Source organism: Amycolatopsis iheyensis, assembly GCF_024703995.1.
Lineage (GTDB): Bacteria > Actinomycetota > Actinomycetes > Mycobacteriales > Pseudonocardiaceae > Amycolatopsis > Amycolatopsis iheyensis.
On sequence record NZ_JAMXQV010000004.1, the window covers coordinates 115,023 to 133,936 of the forward strand.

The window sequence follows — 18,914 nt, forward strand, 5'->3', positions numbered from 1 at the left end:
CTGGTCACCGCTCCTTCGACGCCTGCCGCCGCGACCAGTCGCCGGCGTCGGAGGTGTACCTGACCAGGAGCCGCGCGAACCGGACGCGCTCCTCCGGCGACCACGCGGCCGTGATGTCCTCGAACGCCTCGCGCTGCTCGGCGGCGAACCGCGCCCGCTCGGCTTCGCCCCGCTCGGTGAGCTCCAGCACGGTCCGGCGGCCGTCGGCCTGGGACGCCGCGCGCCGCAGCAGGCCGTCGGCGATGCACGCCGCAACCGTGCGGCTGGCCACCGGCTGCGCCACGCCCATTTCCGCGGCGAGCCCCCCGACGGTCATCTCGCCCGGCGCGTCCGCGACGACGTTCAGCACGAGGTTGCGGGACACATCGCGGCTCGACGCCGGGGTGCGCCGGCGCAACCGGGACAGAGCCGGGCCGATCTGGTCCAGCAGGCGATCGTCGGCGGAGCTGTTCACCCCGCGGATCGTAGTACCCCGCGCATTTGCATACCAACTGTAAAGTGCATAGCATTAGGTATGTAACTGCGAGAGAAAGCGAGGCCGCCATGGCCACCACCGCCATCACCGGCGCCCGGGTCTTCGACGGGGAGAAGCCGCTGGGGGTGCAGACCGTCGTCCTCGACGGGCGGAAGATCCGCCGGATCGGCGGCGAAGCGCCCGAGGGCGCCGATCTCGTCGACGGCCGCGGTGCGACCCTGCTGCCCGGACTGATCGACGCGCACGTCCACTCCGGTCCCGGCACCCTGGCGCTGGCTCTCCGGTTCGGCGTCACCACCGAACTGGAGATGCAGGGCATGAACACCCGCGAAAACCGGGGTCACATCACCGAGGACGACACGGTCGCCGACGTCCGGTCGTCCGGCTTCGCCATCACGCCACCCGGCGGTCATCCCAGCGAGCTCATGCCCGAAGGCTTCCGGCCGGCCGGCGACCTGCCCGCGGTCATGCCCCTGATGCCGTTCTCCACCAGTCCGGAAGAGGTGGCCGCCCACGTTCCCCGGTTGCTGGCGCGCGGCTCCGACTACATCAAGTTCATGATCGACGACGGGAGCGTCGAAGGGCACCCCGGGCTGCCCGTGCTCGACCAGGCCACCCTCGACGCGGGAGTGGCCGAAGCCCGGAAGCACGGCGCCCTCACGGTCGCGCACACCCTGACCCTCGAGGCGACCCGGATGGCCGCCGAGGCCGGCGTCGACGGCGTCGTCCACGTGTTCATGGACCGGCCACACACCACGGAAATCGTGGACGTGATCGCCGAGGCGGACATGTTCGTCGTCCCGTGCGTCTGCCTCGACGCGTCGATGATGGGCATCACCGGCGACGTCCTCGCCGACGACCCCCGGGTCGCCCGCCGCCTCGACGACCGGTGGGAGAAGACCCTGCGGTCCAGCTACGACCGCTACCCGCAAGGCAAGCTCGACGACGTCCTCGAAACGGTGCGGGCACTGGCCGAGGCGGGTGTCGACGTGCTGGCCGGCACCGACGCTTCCCTGCCGGAAACGTTCTTCGGCGGCCTGGCCCACGGCGCCAGCCTGCACCACGAGCTGCAGTACCTCGTCGCCGCGGGCCTGACACCGAGCCGAGCACTACGAGCCGCGACGGCGACCACCGCCCGCCGCTTCGGCCTAGGCGACCGGGGCCGAATCGCCGAAGGCCTCCGCGCCGACCTGCTGCTAGTCGACGGCGACCCCACCGAGAACATCGGCGACACGCTCAACACACGGGCAATCTGGCGGCGCGGCACCCGGCTAGCGGAGTCCTGACCGCGGCGGCCGCCAGCGCGCCGGCGGCGCGGTCGCGGCGCTGAAGCGGAACTCGACCCGGACCGGGATTTCCTCGAGGGCTTCGCGCAGCCGGGGCAGGCCCTGGGTGTCCAGCCGTTCCCGGATCGCCGCCGGATCACCGTCCTGACCGACGGTGACGACCAGGACGAGCGTCGGCGCGGCCGCGTACCGCACCCAGGTGGGAGGCAGGTCCGTGCCCGGCACCAGCGGCGCGTCCGGGTCGACCAGCCGCAGCAGGCCGAAGTGCGTCGCCACCGCGAACGCCCCGGCCGCCAGCAGCGCGAGCCCGAACAGGCCGAGCAGGAAGCGGTTGAGGCGGGCGGGACGGTTGAAGCTCGTCATCAGGTCCTTCCGGGGAGCGCCTCGGACACCCGACACCCCCGCGCCGCCCAGCCATGCGCACCGTGTTCGCGTGGCGGGGTACGGACGTCTACTTGACGACGTGGAACGCCGGGCGGGCGCACCACGTCGCCATCGCCGAGGCGTCGAGGTAGACGTAGTCCCCGACGCGGATGCAGCGGCCGGTTCTTTCCAGGCCGTCGAGCAGGTCCGCAGAAGGGCGCGTACGGAATTCGACGAACACCCAGCCATCCGTTCGCTCGGCGACCCGCTGCGCCAACCGGCCCAGCACGGGCCGGCCCGCCGGATCGCTGACGAAGACGTGCAGTCCGATGTCGCAGCGCATGGTCGTGCCGGCCACCTGCTCGACGAGCCCGACCTCTGCCGGGTCGATTTCGTGGTCGGGCTGGTAGAGGGAGTAGCCGTAGGGAAGTCGGTCAGCGGAGTGCCAGTACCGCGGATCGGCCGCGTTGCGGATCATGCCTTCGGCTGCCATCTCCGCGATCACCACCCGCTCCGCACGCTCGGCGGGGCTCGGCGTCAAGACGCTGAACGAAGTTCCGGCCACCGGAAGAGTAAACCCCACCTTCCACAAACGCACTCTCATGACTCCCCTTTATGTCAAGAGGTGGCTCTGGCAGCGGCAGGCCACCTGGTGGCAGGTTCGGGTTGTGACTTCTCCGAAGAGCCGGTGTCCGGGATCAGACCGGTCACGCTGGATTGCAGAGTCGTCCCGGAATGCCCTCCCAGGCCTGCCGCCTCCTTGCCCGCCGCTTTCTTCGAGTCGAAATCCATGCGGCCAGCGGTGGGGTTACGGAATTGGACGACTCCCATGATGTGCAGTGTCCGGTTGATTCCGCGATTACCGGCGTGGGACGGGAGGTGCCATTGCTGTTCACCGGACGACGCGTCCAACTGCGCGGTGCCGTTCCAGGAGGCGAGTCGACCCCGGGTGCTGAACCGTTAGATGTCGCCGACGTCAGCCAGCAGCCGCGCGACGCCAGACGGTCCGATGCCATGCAGGTCGAGCAGAGTGCTTCGGCGGGCGATCACCATCTCGCGGAGATCTTTGTCCGCCGCCTTGGTCTTCTTGTCAGCGCCGAATTTCCCGAGCGTGACCACCTCACCGAGATCGGTGATCACCTCGACTGTCGCCGAACGCTTATGCGGTTCCATCCCGATAATCACGGGCATGCAGTTCTCCTCGCCTCAACGAGACGATGTCAGCGAGGAGGGCACCGCTACTTCGAGCTGGGCAGACCTCTTTTCAGCCACTCTGCGCGCGGCGCTCGGCGAGACGCATGCCATGAGAAAGCCGCGCCGATGACGCTGGCGGGCAGCCGCTGTGAGCGAGCGACCGTGCCGGCGCTTCAACTCGAGCCGACCCAGTCGCATCACTGCTGGTCACAATGAAGGTCGAACATGCAACGGGCCGCAAGCGCCGGACTCGCTGCGGCTGATCATGTCGAAGTCAAGAAGATGGCGCATGCTCGTCACCGTGATGCTGTCACCAAAGTCTCCGCACCGGGTAACGTCCACGCCTCCAGTAGTACCGGACAGGCTCGTGCTGTTGGCTCGGAGTTCCGTGTCTGGACCTGTTCATCACGCGGGCCCGGTCTTCTCACTCGCGAAGCGGTAATAGCAGACTGCACGGTGCTTGCCCTCGTTCCAGCTCGCCGACGTCGGTGTCACGACCTGCACGCGGGCACCGGGTATCTGGCGGGCGTCGGCCTCGCACCGGGACAGGGTGTGCTGGTAGGACTCGCCGATGTCCGGCATCGAGCCCTCGGCCAGCGGGAGCACTTCGAACGCCTCGGCGGTGTGCCGAGTGGCGCACGGTGCTCGCAGCACGTCCCCGCCGCTCGAAACCGCCGGGGACCAGAAACAATCGCCCACGGCGAGGTCGAGGCCGTGAGCTACCCCCTCCGGCAACTGTTCCTGACGTGCTTGCTGCTGCCACCACGCCGTCCCGGTGCCGATCTTGTACCCGATGACGCCCATCCACCCCGCGAAAGCCACCAAGCCGCAGATCACCAAGACCCAGCCGCGCTGCCGCTGCTTCCGAATCCGGACCACCGCCACGGCGGCGAACACCGGGGCGATCAGCCCGCCGAGTAAACCCGTCACGAGCGTCGCGATCGCGTAGCGGCTCACCGGTTGACTACGGAGTTCCGCTTGCATCAGCTCGTCGAAGAGCTCGGGATCGTGTTCTGGTGCAACCATGGTTCCCCCCTCAGTTTGATCTTCCGTCCATGGGGTCGACGCCGATCCGCGTGAACCACAAGCTCAGATGTCATCGATCTAGACGAAGAGCAATTTGTCCTTGATTTGCACTTCAGGGAGCACCTTCAGCTCCATCGTTCCAGCCAGGGAGTCCGTTTCAAAATCGACTTCGATTGAAGTTGCATCCTCGCCCTGATGGAACCTAATGAGAACAGCACCCTCTCGAAACAATTCGAGAGCGACCCTTTTTCCAGATTTCCAGAGAATCCTTACCGATCTCCCGACCACATCATAGGAGAAGCTGACCGAATTATCGTCGTCGACATCGAAAACGAGCACCTGCACACTAGAGCCCGACTCGGGCACCAAGGGCTCCACTCCGATGATCTCAAGTACCTCTAGCGCACTCGGCACCACAAGCTCGCGAAACGTCATATCCCACCCTTCACTACTTTCGATGCCTGAAGATAGCAGATGAGAACCGGTAGGTTCCGTCGGGCAGGATCTGCCAGGAGCTTTCGACGCTGCGTATCCCGTAGGGTCCGTAGAGCACGGAATAAGCAACACCGAATTCGCCGAACTCGTTGGTGTACGTATGGTCGAATCCGCGAGCCGGGGCCGCTCGGAGCTCCTCGGCAATATAGGCTCGCATCTCGGATGTATCCTTGATTCCGATCTTGAGCAGTTCCATCATGTTTTGCTGGGCGCGCGCGGAATTATGGTCATCCGCTTTGATGTTCACGTTGAACAGGTAGTCGAGCTTTCGCGGGTCGATTACACAGTCGGCGTTGTGAACGAGCGCGGAATCCATCTTGGAGCCGACGAAGTACGTATGAAGGTTGGCGACCGTGAGATTGTAGACTTTGGTTTGTTCTTCGTGTTCATGGACATCAGAACCGACAACGGCCTCGCCGGTCGGTGTTCGCAAGTGATCCCCACGCCGGAGGTCCTTTGCTTCGACCCATCTGACAAGGTTCTGAACCCAGAACGGGTGGTTCGACGTCGCCTCGATCCGCGTTACCGAGTCTCGCGCTCTCACTACGACGTTGACGAGGCTCTTCTGCCCCTCGCCTGTGATCAGCCGAGTGACCGGCTCGGGCACCGGCCGACCGTCGTGCGCATCCGCCGCCAGCACCCAGTCGCCGACAACGACGTTCTTGATCGGTTTCGTCCCGCCACCGGCGAGAAGTACCGGGGTGTCGCCGGTGAAGCTATTCGGCGTACATGCGGTGAAGGGTTTGCCGAACTCGTTGAGGAAGTTCGGCCCCGAAGCCCGCTGCTCGACCAGTTCATTCTCGAGGAGTCCGCCGACTCTGCTGGCGACGAGGGCATCTCCGGTGGCGATGGCCATCCACGAGGTGAATGCCGTCCCTTCCGGGACGATCGACGCAGCCAGGAGCCCACAGGGTTCGAACGCCGCGCACAGCGTGCCGGCGAGCAACGCGGTCTCCGTCGTCGCCAGTGCGCCATAGATTGCGCCGAGTTCGTTGAGCGCCTGCGCGGCCGCCGTGAAAGCCAGGTCGGTGGCGAAGGTGGGGCTCGTCTCGGCGGCAAAGCATTGCTGCTGGAACCCGCGTCCCATGTTCTCGGTGTGCCGGCAGAGCCAGTCGTTGCTCAGGACGCGCATCGCCTTGTCGGCGTCGGACATCTGCGCGAACTGGATACACTCGTCATAACCGATGCCGCCGGGCAGGCTCTTGCAGTGCAGCAGCAGGATCCCGTTCGCTTCCTCCTGCTTACGCTTGACCGTGGCCAGCGCTGCAGACACCGCGTCGTTCGCCGCCGTCTTCGCCTTCTCAACGCTGTCCCCAGCTGCCAGGGCGCTCTTGAACGCGTCGCGGGCGGAGCCGTAGGCATCCGAGGCCATGCGTGCGGCGAAGTTCGCCGACGAGTTCGCCCAAGCTGCCGACATCGCGGCACTGCGCGATGACTTCTGAGCGTTTACGGCGGCGGTGTTGGCGGTCGCTGCCGAACGCGCCGCCCGGGTGGCGGCATCCTGGGCTGCCAAGGCGGACTCGTGTGCCTGCTGGGCGCTGGCCGCAGCTTGCTGCCGGTCGGTTTCGGCTTGCTGTGCGTAGCCGGCGGCCTCGGCGGCGGCGCCGCGTGCGGTGGCGGCGACCTTCTGGGCCAAGTCTGCGCTCTGGGCTGCGCTCTGGGCAGTCTGCATTGCTTGGGCGAGGTAGCCGGAGACCTGAGCGTCGTGAGCGGCGCTGTCCTGGTCCTGCTGCGCTGCCGAGTACTGCCCGGAGACGAGGAAGTCGCGGACCATGGCCGGGGTGCCGTCGAGCGCGATCTGTGCCGCGGCCTTCAGCTGTGGTCCGCTGGTGTCGGCGGCGAGAATCTGGTTGGCCTTGATCCGGTCGTCCAGGATCGCGGAGGTGGTCTTGTCGGCGTCGAGGAACTGGCGCAGGGCTTGGTCGGTGTCGGCGTCCAGTGCCCGCTGTGCTGCGGCCTGGGTCGCGAAGTTCCCTGCCTGCTGTGCGTCGGCGAGGATGCGGTCGACGGCGATCCGGTCGTCGAGTTCACGGTTGGGGTAGTCCTGGCTGTGCAGGAAGGCTTGGACGTCGGCGTCGCTGCCGGCGAGCGCTGCATCGGCGGCAGCCTTGAATCCGTCGGTCCCGGTCCGGGCGAGGTTGGCCAGGGTGACGCGGTCGTCCTGGCCGGCGGCGAGGGCGAGGCCGGTGCGGATGAAGTCGATCGCGACGACGTCGGGGCTGGCGAGCGCTGTCTGGGCGGCAGCCTGGGTCCACGGGCCGCCGCTGGTAGCCAGGGCCAGGGCGGCCTTGCGCGCGTCGGCCAGCGCGAGGGCGGGGTCGGTGCCGGCGGCGGTGGCTTCGGTGATCAGCCGGTTGGTCTCGGCGGTGCGGAGATCGTTCTGGGTCTTGTTCCAGCGGTCGGCGACGGACACCTGGTCGGCTGCGGCGCCGAGATGCAGGGCAAGTTCGTCGTCACGTTCGGTTTCGGCGGCCAGGCGAGCAGCATCAGCGGTGCGGGCGGCGTCGTAGACGGTCTTGGCCTGGGTGGCGGCGTTGATCGCGGCTTGGGCTGCCTGGGTCGCCGCGTTGGCGTGAGTGGTGGCGAGGGTGGCGGCCTCGGTGGCGTTGTGGGCGTGGTTGGCGGCGTCGAGTGCGGCTGCCGCGGCGGCGTCGGCGTCGCGGGCGGCTCGTTCCGCGGCGGCCTGGGCGGCGTAGGCGGCAGTGGCGGCAGTGTCGGCGAACGCGCTCGCGGCCTGGGCGGCGCGGGTCGCGCGGGCGGCGTTCGCAGCTGCGCTGGCCGCGGCCTGGCGTGCCTTGGTGGCCTCGGCCCTCGCGACCGAGGAGTTCTTGCTGGCAGCTTCGGCGGCGCGGGCCGCGGCGGCGGCGTTGGTGCCGGCCGAACCGGCCGCGGAGATCGCGTTCTTGGCCGCGATGACGGCGTCGCCGGCGGATCGGGCGGCAGCGGCTGCGTCACGCGCGCCTTGCGCGGCGTCTCGCGCGGTTTCAGCGGCCTGGCGGGCGGTGTCGGCGTTCTTCGCGTCGGTTGCTGCGGCGGAGGCGGAGTTGTAGGCCTGGGACGCGGCCTGTCCCGCCTTGGTCGCCGCGGTCGCGGCGCGGGTGGCGGCACCGGAGGCGACGCGGGCGGCGACGCTGGCGGCGTTCGCGGCGCCGACCGCTTCCCGAGCGGCCGAGGCGGCCTTGTCCGCGGCGTCAGCGGCCGCCACCGCTGCGGCGGTGGCGGCGTTCGCGTCGTTGTGCGCGTTCGCGCTCGCGGTCGCCGCGGCTTCGGCGGCCTGCTTGGCCAGCTGCGCCTCTGTCACCGCCCGTGCCGAGGCGTCCTTGGACGCCTGGGTTTCCCGTGCCGCTTCTTCGCCGGCGTCCTTGGCTGCTCCGGCTAGCTGGGCGATGGTCGAGGTTTCGAGGTCGCGTGCTTCGGCGATCTCACGGTCGTGGTTGAGGAACTGGGCGTAGGCCTCGGTCGTGTCGGCATCGAGAGCGCGCTGCGCCGCCGCGCGAGTCTCGGGTCCCCCGGTGGCCAGAGCCTGATCCACCCGGATCCGCTGATCGAGTGCATAGGGTTGTTTCCACCCGGTGTCGAGGAAGTCCTGCAGCGCGTCGTCAGTGTCGGCGTCCAACGCCGCCTGCGCGGCCTTCTGCATTTCAGGTCCGCCGACGGCGAGCATCTGATCGACCCGGATCCGCCGGTCCTGGCTCGAGGGCAATTTCCAGCCCGAGGCCAGGAACGTGGAGATCGCCGCGTCGTCGGTCGCGTCGAGAGCCTGCTGAGCGGCGGTCTTGACGGTCGGGCCGCCCGAGGCGAGGATCCGGTTCACGCTGATCCGGTCGTCGACCTTGCGGTCCTGCGGCAGCTTGACGTTCAGGAATGCCGTGATGTCGGCGTCGGTTCCGACCAGCGCCGCGGCCGCGTCGGCTTTCACCGTGGAGCCGCCCAGCCGCCACAGCTGCACGACACGATCCCGGTCGGTCATCGGCAGGGCCGGGGTGTCCGGCGGGCCGGTATCAGCGAGCGCGGCCGGCGCGGTCAGCATTCCCGCGAATAATGCGACGACCAACAGAAGCAGCCCGAAGGCCGCCCGGCCGGATTCTCGGCGCGCGAACATCACCCAGTTCCCCCTCATTCGAACCAGCACACATTCCGCCGAATGGCGTAGGCAAACCCCCAACGAAACCGCTTGCGAGACGGTTGTGCATACACGCTATCCATCCGGCTACCAGGCGCAGAATATGACGTAGATCACTATTATTTTCGGTAAAGAACGCTTCGCTTTTTCCGATATGCCTCGCGGTGCGTACCGGGGAGATACGCCCTTACCGGACAGATCGGACACCGATGAGAACGTCTATCAAGACCTTGCCGGGCATCATCGCCACGCTCGTGGCCACAACACTGATCGGCACGGTAGCTCCTGCCGCCGCGGGGGCCACGGCAGCGGACCAGCAGACCCCACCGGTGGAAGACTTCACCTACCCCGGAGCGGCCGACATTCAGACGGACTACGGAGTCACCCTGATATCGGGCGATGGCCACCTGGTTTCGCGGACTGCACAACCCCGCCCGACGGAAACATCGGTCTGATCCGCGTACGCACAACCGATAACTCGGTCGGCACGCCGAACAAAGTCATCTGCTTCAAAGCCCTCGCGAACACCGCGCAGCTTTCGCTGAAAGTGCCCGCGGTCTTCGAAATCCGCGGCGACGGCCAAGTCTCGGGCGCGGGACACCAGGCGACGGCGGACCTGACAACCGACACCGGACAGCACACCACCGTGCCGGTGAACCCAAGCGGAAACACCCCTGTCGGCGTCGGAGCCGGCCCCACCAACCAACCGACCACCCTGCTGCAACTCACCGTCAACGGCGTCCTACCCGGCTCCACGGCACCGACGGATCCCGGAGACAGCCCCGCGGTTGGTTACGGCTTCGCCGCGAAGATCACCATGGACGGCCGCGCCTGCAGCGGGGCACTCGTCGAACCCACGCTCGTCCTCACCGCGGCCAGCTGCTTCCCGGAGAACCCTCAAGGCGGCGCGCCGGCCAAGCAGACCACCGTCATCGTCGGCCGCAGCGATCTCTCCGGGACCGGCGGCCACGTGACCAAGGCGACCGGCCTGATCACCCGCCCCGACCGCGACGCCGCGCTGGTGCGCCTCGACGCGGCGATCACCGACGTCACAACGCTGCCTCTGGCAACCGCCGTGGGAGCGCCCGGCACGACGGACACCCTCTCGGTCGCCGGCTGGGGGCGGACGCCGGAGACCTGGGTTCCGAACCAGGCGCACACCGTCCAGTTCACGGCACCGACCAGCACGCCGACCAGCTTGTCCCTCACGAGCGCGAACGGGCGGGACGCGTGCAAGGGTGACAACGGCGCACCCGTCATCCGCCAGGACGCCGCCGGCAAGCCGGTCGCCGCCGGGGTGATCAGCGGATCGTGGCAGCACGGCTGTCTCTCCGAATCCGAAACCCGGCAGGGAACAACCGCCGCCCGGGTCGATGACCTCGGCCCCTGGGTCCGCGGTCAGGCGATCGTCGGCACGGCGAAGGCCATCGGCCACGGCGTCACCCTGTCCTGGACACCGATGGCTACGTCCGACGACGTGACCTACTCCGTCTACGCCAACTCCGCCGGCCCCGCGACCACCACCCCAGCGCAGCTGATCGCCACGACCAAGGCGACCACGTTCCTGCACACCGCCACCGCCCGGAAAACCTGGTCCTACCTCGTGACCGCATCCAACGGCGGAGCCAGCCCGCAGTTCACGGCGACAACCAGGGCGCGGTCGCTGACCGACTTCACCGGGGACGGCAAGGCCGACATCGCGACCTTCACCCGAGGCACCACCGGAGACGTCATCGTCGCCGCATCCGACGGCACCAAATTCCAAGGCACCCCGGACAAGTGGCACGAGTACTTCGGGATCGCCACCGAACTCCCCCTCAGCGGCGACTTCAACGGCGACGGCAAAGCCGACGTCATCGTCTTCAAACGCGGCACCACCGGCGACGTCCTCGTCGCACTGTCCGACGGCACCAAGTTCGGCACCGCAACGCTGTGGCACGACTACTTCGGCATCAACGACGAGCTGCCAGTGGTCGGCGACTCAACGGCGACGGCAAGGACGACATCGGCCTCTTCAAACGCGGCACCAGCGGCGACGTCCTCGTCGCACTCTCCGACGGCACCAAGTTCGGCACCGGCACCCTCTGGCACGACTACTTCGGCATCGGCAACGAACTCCCCTACGTCGGGGACTTCAACGGTGACGGCAAGGACGACATCGCCGTGTTCACCCGCGGCACCGCCGGCGACGTTCTCGTCGCCTTGTCCGACGGGGCGAAGTTCGTCAGCACCAGCACGAAGTGGCACGAGTACTTCGGTGTCGGCGACGAAGTTCCAGCGGTCGGCGACTTCGACGGCGATGGCAAGGACGACATCGGGCTCTTCAAACGCGGCACGAGCGGCGACGTCCTGGTGGCACTCTCGGACGGCACCAAGTTCGGCACCGGAACACTGTGGCAGGACTACTTCGGCGTCAACGACGAGATCCCCGGCATCGGCGACTTCACCGGCGACGGCAAAGACGACATCGGCCTCTTCAAACGCGGCACCACAGTAGACGTGCTCGCCGCGTCCTCCGACGGCACCAAATTCGGCACGGGCACTGTCTGGCATGACTACTTCAGCGTCAACGGCGAAGTACCGCTGCCACGGGCAATCGAGATCATGTAGACGCGTCGTGCCCCGGGGACTGAGTCCCCGGGGCACGACAGGTCTACGGCATCAAACGGCCAAAAAGGTCGCTCAATGCCACGGGTTCCCGGCAAATCTCCTGCTTGGGGCGCGGCGGGCCCCGGGGCCCGCCCCCCCCGGCCCACGACAGGTCTACGGCATCAAACGGCCAAATCGTGCGCTCATGCCGACGAGAGGGCGTTAGAGTCGTTTGGTGGACGATGCTTCACTGCGGACGACGTTCCTGGTGGCGAGGGCGGCCGAATCCTGCGGTTGCCTCGAGCCGGGCGACTGGCCGGACGTCGCAGTCAGCCTGCTGATGGAAGGCAACGACGATCCCGAGATCGCCGAGCTGGCCGGCCTGAGCCGACGAGCCAGCGGCTGGGACACTGACCCACTGGTAGCCGCCGCGTACGACCGACACAGGATCTCGGTGCCCGACAAGGAAACGGCAGTGGACCTCGTCGCCCGGTTGATCGCGGACGACCTACGTGCCCGGCCGGCCGGCGTGACCGGGCCGATGATCCGCCTGCTGGCCAGGCTCGCACCCCCGGACTTCGAGGCGAACCTAGCCAGTCGATGCTTCACTGCGGAGGAGTACCTGGACTGCGGTTGCGGTGAGGACGACCTTGGTTTCGAGGCGGAACTGCAGTCGATGCCGACGCTGGGGCTACCGGGACCCGCCGTGCAGGCACTCGCGCAGTCACTACGTTCAACTCTCCCCGCGGTTCAGCCCCCTCACGGGCATCACGGTCACTGATCGCACACGAGGTCCGGGCCTGACGAGGGGACGCACTCACATGCCGAAGAGCGGATGATCTCGCGCCGGAGCGGCGCCGACCGGGCATCGATCTTCGATCGGAACACCGTCGCAGTCGGTACTCCGCCATCTGGGTCAGCATGTCGGCTGATGCGCGCTGCGCGAGGTGATGTCGGGATACTGGGTCTGTGAGTCACCGCCCTGAGGTGCCGCCGGAGGGCGGCACCGCCAACCACGTGGCCGGTGACGTGTCCGGGAGTCTGGTCCAAGCCGGCGTCGTCAACGGCAACTTCCACTTTCACCCGCAGCCGCGCCGTGTGGTGGCTCTGCCGTACCGGGCCGGAGTCGCTCCGCAGCCGGCAGCAGCGTTCCAGGAACGGGCCGGGACCACACACTTGCTCGTGCAGGCGTTGGCGAGCGGGAACGCCTCGGTACTCACGGGGCAGCACGGGGTGCACACCGGTGTGGTGTCGGGATTGGGCGGGGTGGGCAAAACTCAGGTTGCGCTGGACTACGCCCAGCGGGTCTGGGCCGCCGGCGAGGTGGATGTGTGGCTGTGGATAACGGCGGGGTCGCGAGAGGCGATTGTTTCCGGCTACGCCCGCCTGGCCGCCGACCTGACCGGTGTGGAAGACAGCGACCCTGAGCTGGGTGCGCGCAGGCTGCTGGAGTGGTTGGCCACTGGTTCCGCGCGGTGGCTGATCGTGCTTGACGACCTGCAGAACCCGGCCGACCTGCGAGGCCTCTGGCCGCCCGCCGTCCCCGACGGGCGGGTGGTGGTGACCACCCGACGGCGGGACGCTGCCCTGCGTGGACACGGCCGATGCCTGGTCGAGGTCGGCGTGTTCACCCCTGTCGAGGCCGAGGGCTACTTGCGGGCGGCGTTGGCACACCAGCCGCTCCTGGCCGACGGTGCGGCCGAGCTGGCGGCCGAGCTGGGGTATTTACCGTTGGCATTGGCGCAAGCCGCCGCGTACATGCTGGACCGCAGTCTCGCTTGTACCGGCTACCGCGAGCGGTGGAACAGTCGACGGCGGAGCCTGGCGTCGCTTCTGCCGGAGCCCGACGGGCTGCCGGACGAACATCGTGCGACCGTGGCTGCGACGTGGTCGTTGTCGGTGGAGCAGGCGAACCGGCTGGAGCCGGCGGGGATCGCGGGCACCTTGCTGGAGGTGGCCGGCGTCCTGGATCCCAACGGCATCCCCGCCGCGCTGTTCACCACCTCCGCGATCACCGAGCTGCTCGCCCGCCGTACCGGAGGTGAGATCGATGCCGAGCAAGCCCGCGATGGGCTGGGGTGCCTGCACCGGTTGAACCTGATCACCTTGGACCCGCATTCGGACACCAGAACGGTGCGGGTGCACGCTTTGGTGCAACGCGCCACCCGTGAGGCCTTGCCCAGCCACCACTATGCCTCGCTGACCGACGCGGCAGCTGAGGCACTGCTGGCCATCTGGCCGAACCCGGAACGCGACACCGCGCTGGGACAGGTCCTGTGTGCCAACACCGAGGTGTTGGCCGCGGCGGCCGGCGAGCATCTGTGGAAGCCCCACGCCCATCCGGTGTTGTTCCGGGTGGGCAACAGCCTTGGCGGTCGGGGACTGGCCGCCGAGGCCAGGTGCTACTTCCTCCGGCTCCACACGACCGCCACAAAGCAGCTGGGCCCGGACCACCCTCAGACCTTGACCACCCGCAGCCGCCTCGCCCGTTGGCGGGCCGAAGCGGGTGATCCGGCCGGCGCCGCGGCGGAAACCGAGCAGGTGCTCGCCGATCGCCTGCGGGTACTGGGCCCAGAGCATCGCGACACATTGGCCGCCCGTCACGACCTTGCCCGGTGGCGAGGTGTGGCTGGTGATCCGGCCGGATCAGTGGCCGCGTTGGAGCGCTTGCTCGAAGACCTCGTACGGGTGCTGGGCCGAGACCATCTCGAGACCCTGACCGCCCGCGCCAACGCCGCCCACCTTCGAGGCGAGGCGGGTGATCCGGCAGGCGCCGCGGCCGCCACCGAGCAGCTACTCGACGACCTCGTACGAGTGCTGGGCCGAGACCATCGCAATACCTTGGCCGCCCGCAACAACCTCGCCCGTTGGCGGGGAGCAGCGGGTGATCCGGCCGGCGCCGTAGCCGCCACCGAGCAGTTGCTCGCCGACCGCCTGCGAGTGCTGGGCCCGGACCACCCCAACACCTTGACCACCCGTCACAACCTCGCCCACTGGCAGGGCGCAGCGGGCGATCCGGCCGCCGCGGTAGCCGCATTCGAACAATTGCTCACTGATCGCCTGCGAGTGCTGGGCCCGGACCACCCCCAGACCTTGACCACCCGTCACGGCCTCGCCGGTTCGCAGGGTCGAGCGGGTGACCCGGCCGCCGCCGCGGCCGCATTCGAACAATTGCTCACCGACCGCATGCGGGTGCAGGGTCCCGACCATCCCGACACCTTGACCGCCCGCAGCAACCTCGTCCGTTGGCGGGGTGAGGCGGGTGATCCGGCCGCCGCCGCAGCCGCCGCCGGGCAATTGCTCACCGACCGCCTGCGAGTGCTGGGCCCGGACCACCCCCACACGTTGACCACCCGTCACAGCCTCGCCCACTGGCGAGGGGTCGCGGGTGATCCGGCCGCCGCCGCGGCCGCATTCGAACAGTTGCTCACCGACCGCATGCGGGTGCTGGGCCCCGACCATCCCGAGACCTTGACCACCCGCCGCAACCTCGCCTACTGGCGAGCTCGATTGTCCGAGAGCCAACCGAGCTGAGCGGCTGCCCATCTCGTTCAGGGAGCTGGTCGTCGCCGAACACTGGGACGTCCGGCGGGATGTCGAGCGCCGGTTGGACGATGGTCAGAGTAGACGCTGAATCGCCCCGACCCCTGGGCAGCAAAAAAGCCCAGGTCATTGACCTGGGCTTTGCTCCCCCGCTTGGACTCGAACCAAGAACCCTCCGGTTAACAGCCGAATGCTCTGCCAGTTGAGCTACAGGGGAATGTTGCTCACTTCCGGTGCCGGTCTCTCCGACCGACATGAGAAACCTTAGCCCATCCTCCGACGCGCTCCGCAGCCACCCCCCACTTGGCGCAACCGCCCCCCTGCTCGCTGTTTTCCTGGACAATGGACAGTCGGACGACCTACCGATGAGAGGCGTGGACACGGATGAAGAAGTTCCTGCTGGGGGCAGGCCTGGGGTACGTGCTGGGCGCCAAGGCAGGCCGGGGGCGGTACGAGCAGCTCGTGCGCACCTATCGCCGGGTCGTCGACCACCCCATGGTGCAAGGGGCCGCCGGGGTTGCGCGGGCCAAGATCAGCGAGAAGGTCAAACGGTAGCCACGAAGAACACCCGGCGGAACTCGAACCACGTGGTGCCGTCGGGCCTGGTCGGGTACGCCGAAGCCAGCAGTGGGGCCAGTTCCGCCCGGAACTGGGCCCACTCGGCGTCGGCCAGGGCTGCCCGGATCGGGCGCAGTGCCGTTCCCGTGATCCACTCCAGCACCGGGGACGCTCCGCGCAACGGCTGGACGTACGTCGTCTCCCAGGCGTCCACTCCGCAGCCCGCGTCCGCCAGGAGGTTCGCGTACTCCAGCGAGCTCGACACCGCGTCGTCCTCGCGCAGGACCACCTCCGCCAGCCGGGACGACCAGGCCGGGGATGCCGCCAGCTGCCGGGTCAGCGCGTGTGACGGCGCGTTGAAGTTGCCCGGCACCTGGATCGCCAGGTAGGCGCCTGAAGGTAGCGCGGCAACCCAGCGACCGAGCAGCGCCGAGTGGTCCGGCACCCACTGCAGAACCGCGTTCGACACCACGACGTCGGTGTCCGGCGCCGGCTCCCAGTCACGGACGTCCAGCAGCGCCGCGTCGAGGCCTCGGGCGCGGGCCGCGGCCACCATTTCGGGTGAACTGTCGCCGCACTCCAGCACCGCCGATGGCCACCGTGACCGCAGGGACAGCGTCAGGTTGCCCGGGCCGCAGCCGAGGTCGACGACGCGGCGAGGCGTCGTCGCGCCGATCCGCGAGACCAGGTCGTGGAACGGCCGGGCCCGCAGGTCGGCGTAGTCGAGGTACTTGTCCGGATCCCACACGGCAGCCTCCCGATAAACAGTACGCCTGTACTGAGTACGAGCGTACTGCTATTCGGCGGGGTTGACCAGCTTCGCGGCGACCTGCTCGGCGATGGCCTCGACCAGCGCGACGTCGGTGCCGGGATCGGGCCGGACCTGCAGGACGCTGCCGTCGCGCCCGGGGATCTTGCGCTGCACGAACCACGCTCCGCCGGACCCGATCTCCTGCCGGTGCCGCGACCGGATCGAACCCTCGACGCGCTGGTAGGCCTCCCGCGGCACTTTGCCCGGCGCCGGCAGCCGGAACCGCACCGGCGGCAGGTCCGCCAGCACGACGGCCGCGCCCGCGGTGCCCGCCTCCGAAGACTCCGTCAGCGTGAACACCCCGTCCGACCAGGCCGCCTTGGCGACGAGGTGCCAGCCGACGCGCCGCGCGCCGCCGTCGGCCGGGATCCACAGCCCGAGCGGTGTCACCACCAGGTGGCCGCCGCCCTCGACCGGGGCACTCTCGACGACGTCTTCGCCCGGCGAAAGCGTGCCCGCGAAGTCCGGCGGCGTGCGGTCGCCCAGCAACCGGCGCAGGAAACTCATCTCAGCTCCACGTGCTGGCGGCCGCCTGCTCGCCCAGCGACTTCTTGTACTGCTCCAGCGCGACGAGGTCGCCGAACAACGCGCGGTAGTCGTCGGGCGCTTCGACCGGCGAGAGCCGCTGCAGCTTGCCCTTGATCTCCGCGATCTGCCGGCCGACGAGCCCCTCCTGCAGCCGCGCGAGGATCGAGGAGATGTACCGCGAGTCGACTTCGTCCTTGGCCTGCAACGGTTCCACGGCCAGCTCGGACAGCACGCGCCGGACCGTCCCTTCCGGACAGTGCGGGGCCGCCGCGTCCAGCAGCGCCGGGCCGGTCAGGCCCGAACCCGCGCCGCCGGCCTTCAGCACCGCCTCGTGCACCGCCACGTACACCGGGTGCGTGAACGCCTCCAGCGGCAGCGCGTCGTACTCCGGCCCGGCGATCGCGGGCTGCTGCAGCGCCGCCTTGAGCGCCTCGCGCTGGACGGCGAACCGCGGGTCCTTGGGCGCCGGCCGGGCCACGTCCTGGGACGGCGCCGCCGGGGCCTCCTGCTGGGCGCGCGCCGGCTGGCGCAACGGCGCGCCGCCGCGCTTGTCGGTCGCGCCCGCGCTGCCGCGGACCCGGTTGACCACCTGCGCGACGTCCTGCCAGCCCACCCACCAGGCGAGCTTCGACGCGTAGCCGTCGCGGGCCGCGCGGTCCTTGATCGACGCGACCATCGGCACGGTCTTCTGCAGCGCCGCGACCTGGCCGTCGACCGAGTCGAGGTCGTAGTTCTTGAGCGTGCTGCGGATGACGAACTCGAACAGCGGGGTGCGCCGCGCGACCAGGTCCTTCACCGCGCTGTCGCCCTTGGCCAGGCGCAGCTCGCAGGGGTCCATGCCGTCCGGCGCGACCGCGATGTAGGTCTGCCCGGCGAACGTCTGGTCGCCTTCGAACGCCTTCAGCGCGGCCTTCTGGCCGGCTTCGTCACCGTCGAAGGTGAAGATGACTTCGCCGCGGAAGGCGTCGTCGTCCATCATCAGCCGGCGAAGCACCTTCATGTGGTCTTCGCCGAACGCCGTGCCGGACGACGCGACCGCGGTCGGCACGCCGGACGCGTGCATCGCCATCACGTCGGTGTAGCCCTCGACCACGACGACCTGGTGCCGCTTCGCGATCTCGCGCTTGGCCAGGTCGAGGCCGAACATGACCTGGGACTTCTTGTAGATCGGCGACTCGGCGGTGTTGAGGTACTTCGCCGAGATCCGGTCGTCGTCGAACAGCCGCCGCGCGCCGAAGCCGACGACCTCGTTGCCGACGTCGCGGATCGGCCAGACCAGGCGCCGGTGGAAGCGGTCCATCGGGCCGCGCTGGCCCTCCTTGGACAGCCCCGCCGTCAGCAGCTCCTTGACCTCGAACCCGCGGTTGAGCAGGTGCTTGGTCAGCTTGTCCCAGCCGCCGGGGGCGAAGCCGCAGCCGAACGTCTTGGCCGCGGCGGCGTCGAACCCGCGCTCGGACAGGAAGTCCCGCGCGGCGCGCGCCTCGTCGGTGACCAGCTGCTCGGCGTAGAACTCCTGGGCGGCGCGGTGGGCCTCGATCAGCCGGCTGCGGCTGCCGCGGTCACGCTGGATCGTCGCGCCGCCGCCTTCGTAGGTGAGCCGGATGCCGACCCGGTCGGCCAGCCGCTCGACGGCTTCCACGAAGGTGATGAGGTCGATCTTCTGGATGAACTTGATGACGTCGCCGCCCTCGCCACAGCCGAAGCAGTGGAAGGTGCCGTGCGTCGGGCGGACGTTGAAAGACGGGGTCTTCTCGTTGTGGAACGGGCAGAGGCCCTTCAGGCTGCCCCCACCGGCGCGGCGCAGCGCCACGTACTCCCCGACGACCTCGTCGATCCGGTTCCGCTCGCGAACCTCCGCGATGTCGCTCTCCCGAATCCGTCCTGCCACGTCAACCACTCTAGTCGTGCCGTTTGCGGCACACT

At 68.7% G+C, this 18,914-nt stretch carries 16 protein-coding genes, 1 tRNA gene and 1 pseudogene; 6 read left to right on the forward strand and 12 right to left on the reverse strand.

The genetic code is table 11. The features are described 5' to 3' along the window. Positions 1-4: 4 nt before the first annotated feature. On the reverse strand, positions 5-454 hold the full coding sequence (locus M8542_RS10295) for a MarR family winged helix-turn-helix transcriptional regulator (protein ID WP_257919834.1): 450 nt from the start codon (positions 452-454) through the stop codon (positions 5-7). A gap of 89 nt (positions 455-543) precedes the next feature. Here M8542_RS10295 and M8542_RS10300 point away from each other — a divergent pair, with 89 nt between their 5' ends. Further along, positions 544-1,761 carry an amidohydrolase family protein gene (locus M8542_RS10300; RefSeq protein WP_257919835.1) on the forward strand — a complete coding sequence of 406 codons (1,218 nt, stop codon included), beginning with the start codon at positions 544-546 and terminating at the stop codon, positions 1,759-1,761. Here M8542_RS10300 and M8542_RS10305 read toward each other — a convergent pair. The 7 genes from M8542_RS10305 to M8542_RS10330 form a co-directional block, all read right to left on the reverse strand. Further along, entirely contained in the window at positions 1,747-2,124 is a 378-nt protein-coding gene (locus tag M8542_RS10305) for a hypothetical protein (protein WP_257919836.1), read from the reverse strand. The two genes, M8542_RS10300 and M8542_RS10305, sit on opposite strands and share 15 nt — an antisense overlap. 88 nt (positions 2,125-2,212) lie before the next feature. Beyond that, positions 2,213-2,689, reverse strand: coding sequence for a hypothetical protein (locus M8542_RS10310; RefSeq protein ID WP_257919837.1), 477 nt, complete (start codon positions 2,687-2,689; stop codon positions 2,213-2,215). A gap of 53 nt (positions 2,690-2,742) precedes the next feature. Beyond that, entirely contained in the window at positions 2,743-3,036 is a 294-nt protein-coding gene (locus tag M8542_RS50610) for a hypothetical protein (protein WP_372508515.1), read from the reverse strand. A gap of 48 nt (positions 3,037-3,084) precedes the next feature. Next, positions 3,085-3,315 (reverse strand): hypothetical protein, encoded by a 231-nt coding sequence (locus tag M8542_RS10315; protein WP_257919838.1) that lies wholly within the window; start codon positions 3,313-3,315, stop codon positions 3,085-3,087. 408 nt (positions 3,316-3,723) lie between these two features. Then, positions 3,724-4,344 carry a hypothetical protein gene (locus M8542_RS10320; RefSeq protein WP_257919839.1) on the reverse strand — a complete coding sequence of 207 codons (621 nt, stop codon included), beginning with the start codon at positions 4,342-4,344 and terminating at the stop codon, positions 3,724-3,726. A 78-nt stretch (positions 4,345-4,422) separates the two neighbouring features. Beyond that, entirely contained in the window at positions 4,423-4,779 is a 357-nt protein-coding gene (locus M8542_RS10325) for a hypothetical protein (RefSeq protein ID WP_257919840.1), read from the reverse strand. Positions 4,780-4,792: 13 nt separating this feature from the next. After that, on the reverse strand, positions 4,793-8,941 hold the full coding sequence (locus M8542_RS10330) for a polymorphic toxin-type HINT domain-containing protein (protein ID WP_257920184.1): 4,149 nt from the start codon (positions 8,939-8,941) through the stop codon (positions 4,793-4,795). 838 nt (positions 8,942-9,779) lie between these two features. On the opposite strand from M8542_RS10330, the pseudogene M8542_RS50615 reads away from it, so the two are divergent. The 4 genes and pseudogenes from M8542_RS50615 to M8542_RS10350 all read left to right on the forward strand — a co-directional run. After that, a pseudogene (locus M8542_RS50615) lies at positions 9,780-10,763 on the forward strand (trypsin-like serine protease); the annotation flags it as partial. Between the two features lie 362 nt (positions 10,764-11,125). Next, entirely contained in the window at positions 11,126-11,572 is a 447-nt protein-coding gene (locus M8542_RS50320; RefSeq protein ID WP_257919841.1) for a hypothetical protein, read from the forward strand. Positions 11,573-11,786: 214 nt separating this feature from the next. Next, a complete protein-coding gene (locus tag M8542_RS10345; protein ID WP_257919842.1) occupies positions 11,787-12,332 on the forward strand; it encodes a hypothetical protein in 546 nt (181 codons plus the stop codon). A 188-nt stretch (positions 12,333-12,520) separates the two neighbouring features. Next, positions 12,521-15,085: a tetratricopeptide repeat protein gene (locus M8542_RS10350; RefSeq protein WP_257919843.1), complete on the forward strand. Its 2,565-nt coding sequence runs from the start codon at positions 12,521-12,523 to the stop codon at positions 15,083-15,085. A 153-nt stretch (positions 15,086-15,238) separates the two neighbouring features. On the opposite strand, the gene M8542_RS10355 is transcribed toward M8542_RS10350, so the two are convergent. Then, positions 15,239-15,311 (reverse strand) — tRNA-Asn (locus M8542_RS10355). A 167-nt stretch (positions 15,312-15,478) separates the two neighbouring features. On the opposite strand from M8542_RS10355, the gene M8542_RS10360 reads away from it, so the two are divergent. Then, on the forward strand, positions 15,479-15,649 hold the full coding sequence (locus M8542_RS10360; RefSeq protein ID WP_257919844.1) for a hypothetical protein: 171 nt from the start codon (positions 15,479-15,481) through the stop codon (positions 15,647-15,649). Here M8542_RS10360 and M8542_RS10365 read toward each other — a convergent pair. The 3 genes from M8542_RS10365 to dnaG are packed head-to-tail and all read right to left on the reverse strand — an operon-like array spanning position 15,639 to position 18,879. Beyond that, on the reverse strand, positions 15,639-16,400 hold the full coding sequence (locus M8542_RS10365; protein WP_257919845.1) for a trans-aconitate 2-methyltransferase: 762 nt from the start codon (positions 16,398-16,400) through the stop codon (positions 15,639-15,641). The genes M8542_RS10360 and M8542_RS10365 overlap by 11 nt on opposite strands. A 48-nt stretch (positions 16,401-16,448) precedes the next feature. After that, on the reverse strand, positions 16,449-16,970 hold the full coding sequence (locus M8542_RS10370) for a hypothetical protein (protein WP_257919846.1): 522 nt from the start codon (positions 16,968-16,970) through the stop codon (positions 16,449-16,451). Between the two features lies 1 nt (position 16,971). Then, positions 16,972-18,879, reverse strand: coding sequence for a DNA primase (gene dnaG, locus M8542_RS10375; protein ID WP_504970525.1), 1,908 nt, complete (start codon positions 18,877-18,879; stop codon positions 16,972-16,974). Positions 18,880-18,914: the final 35 nt, after the last annotated feature.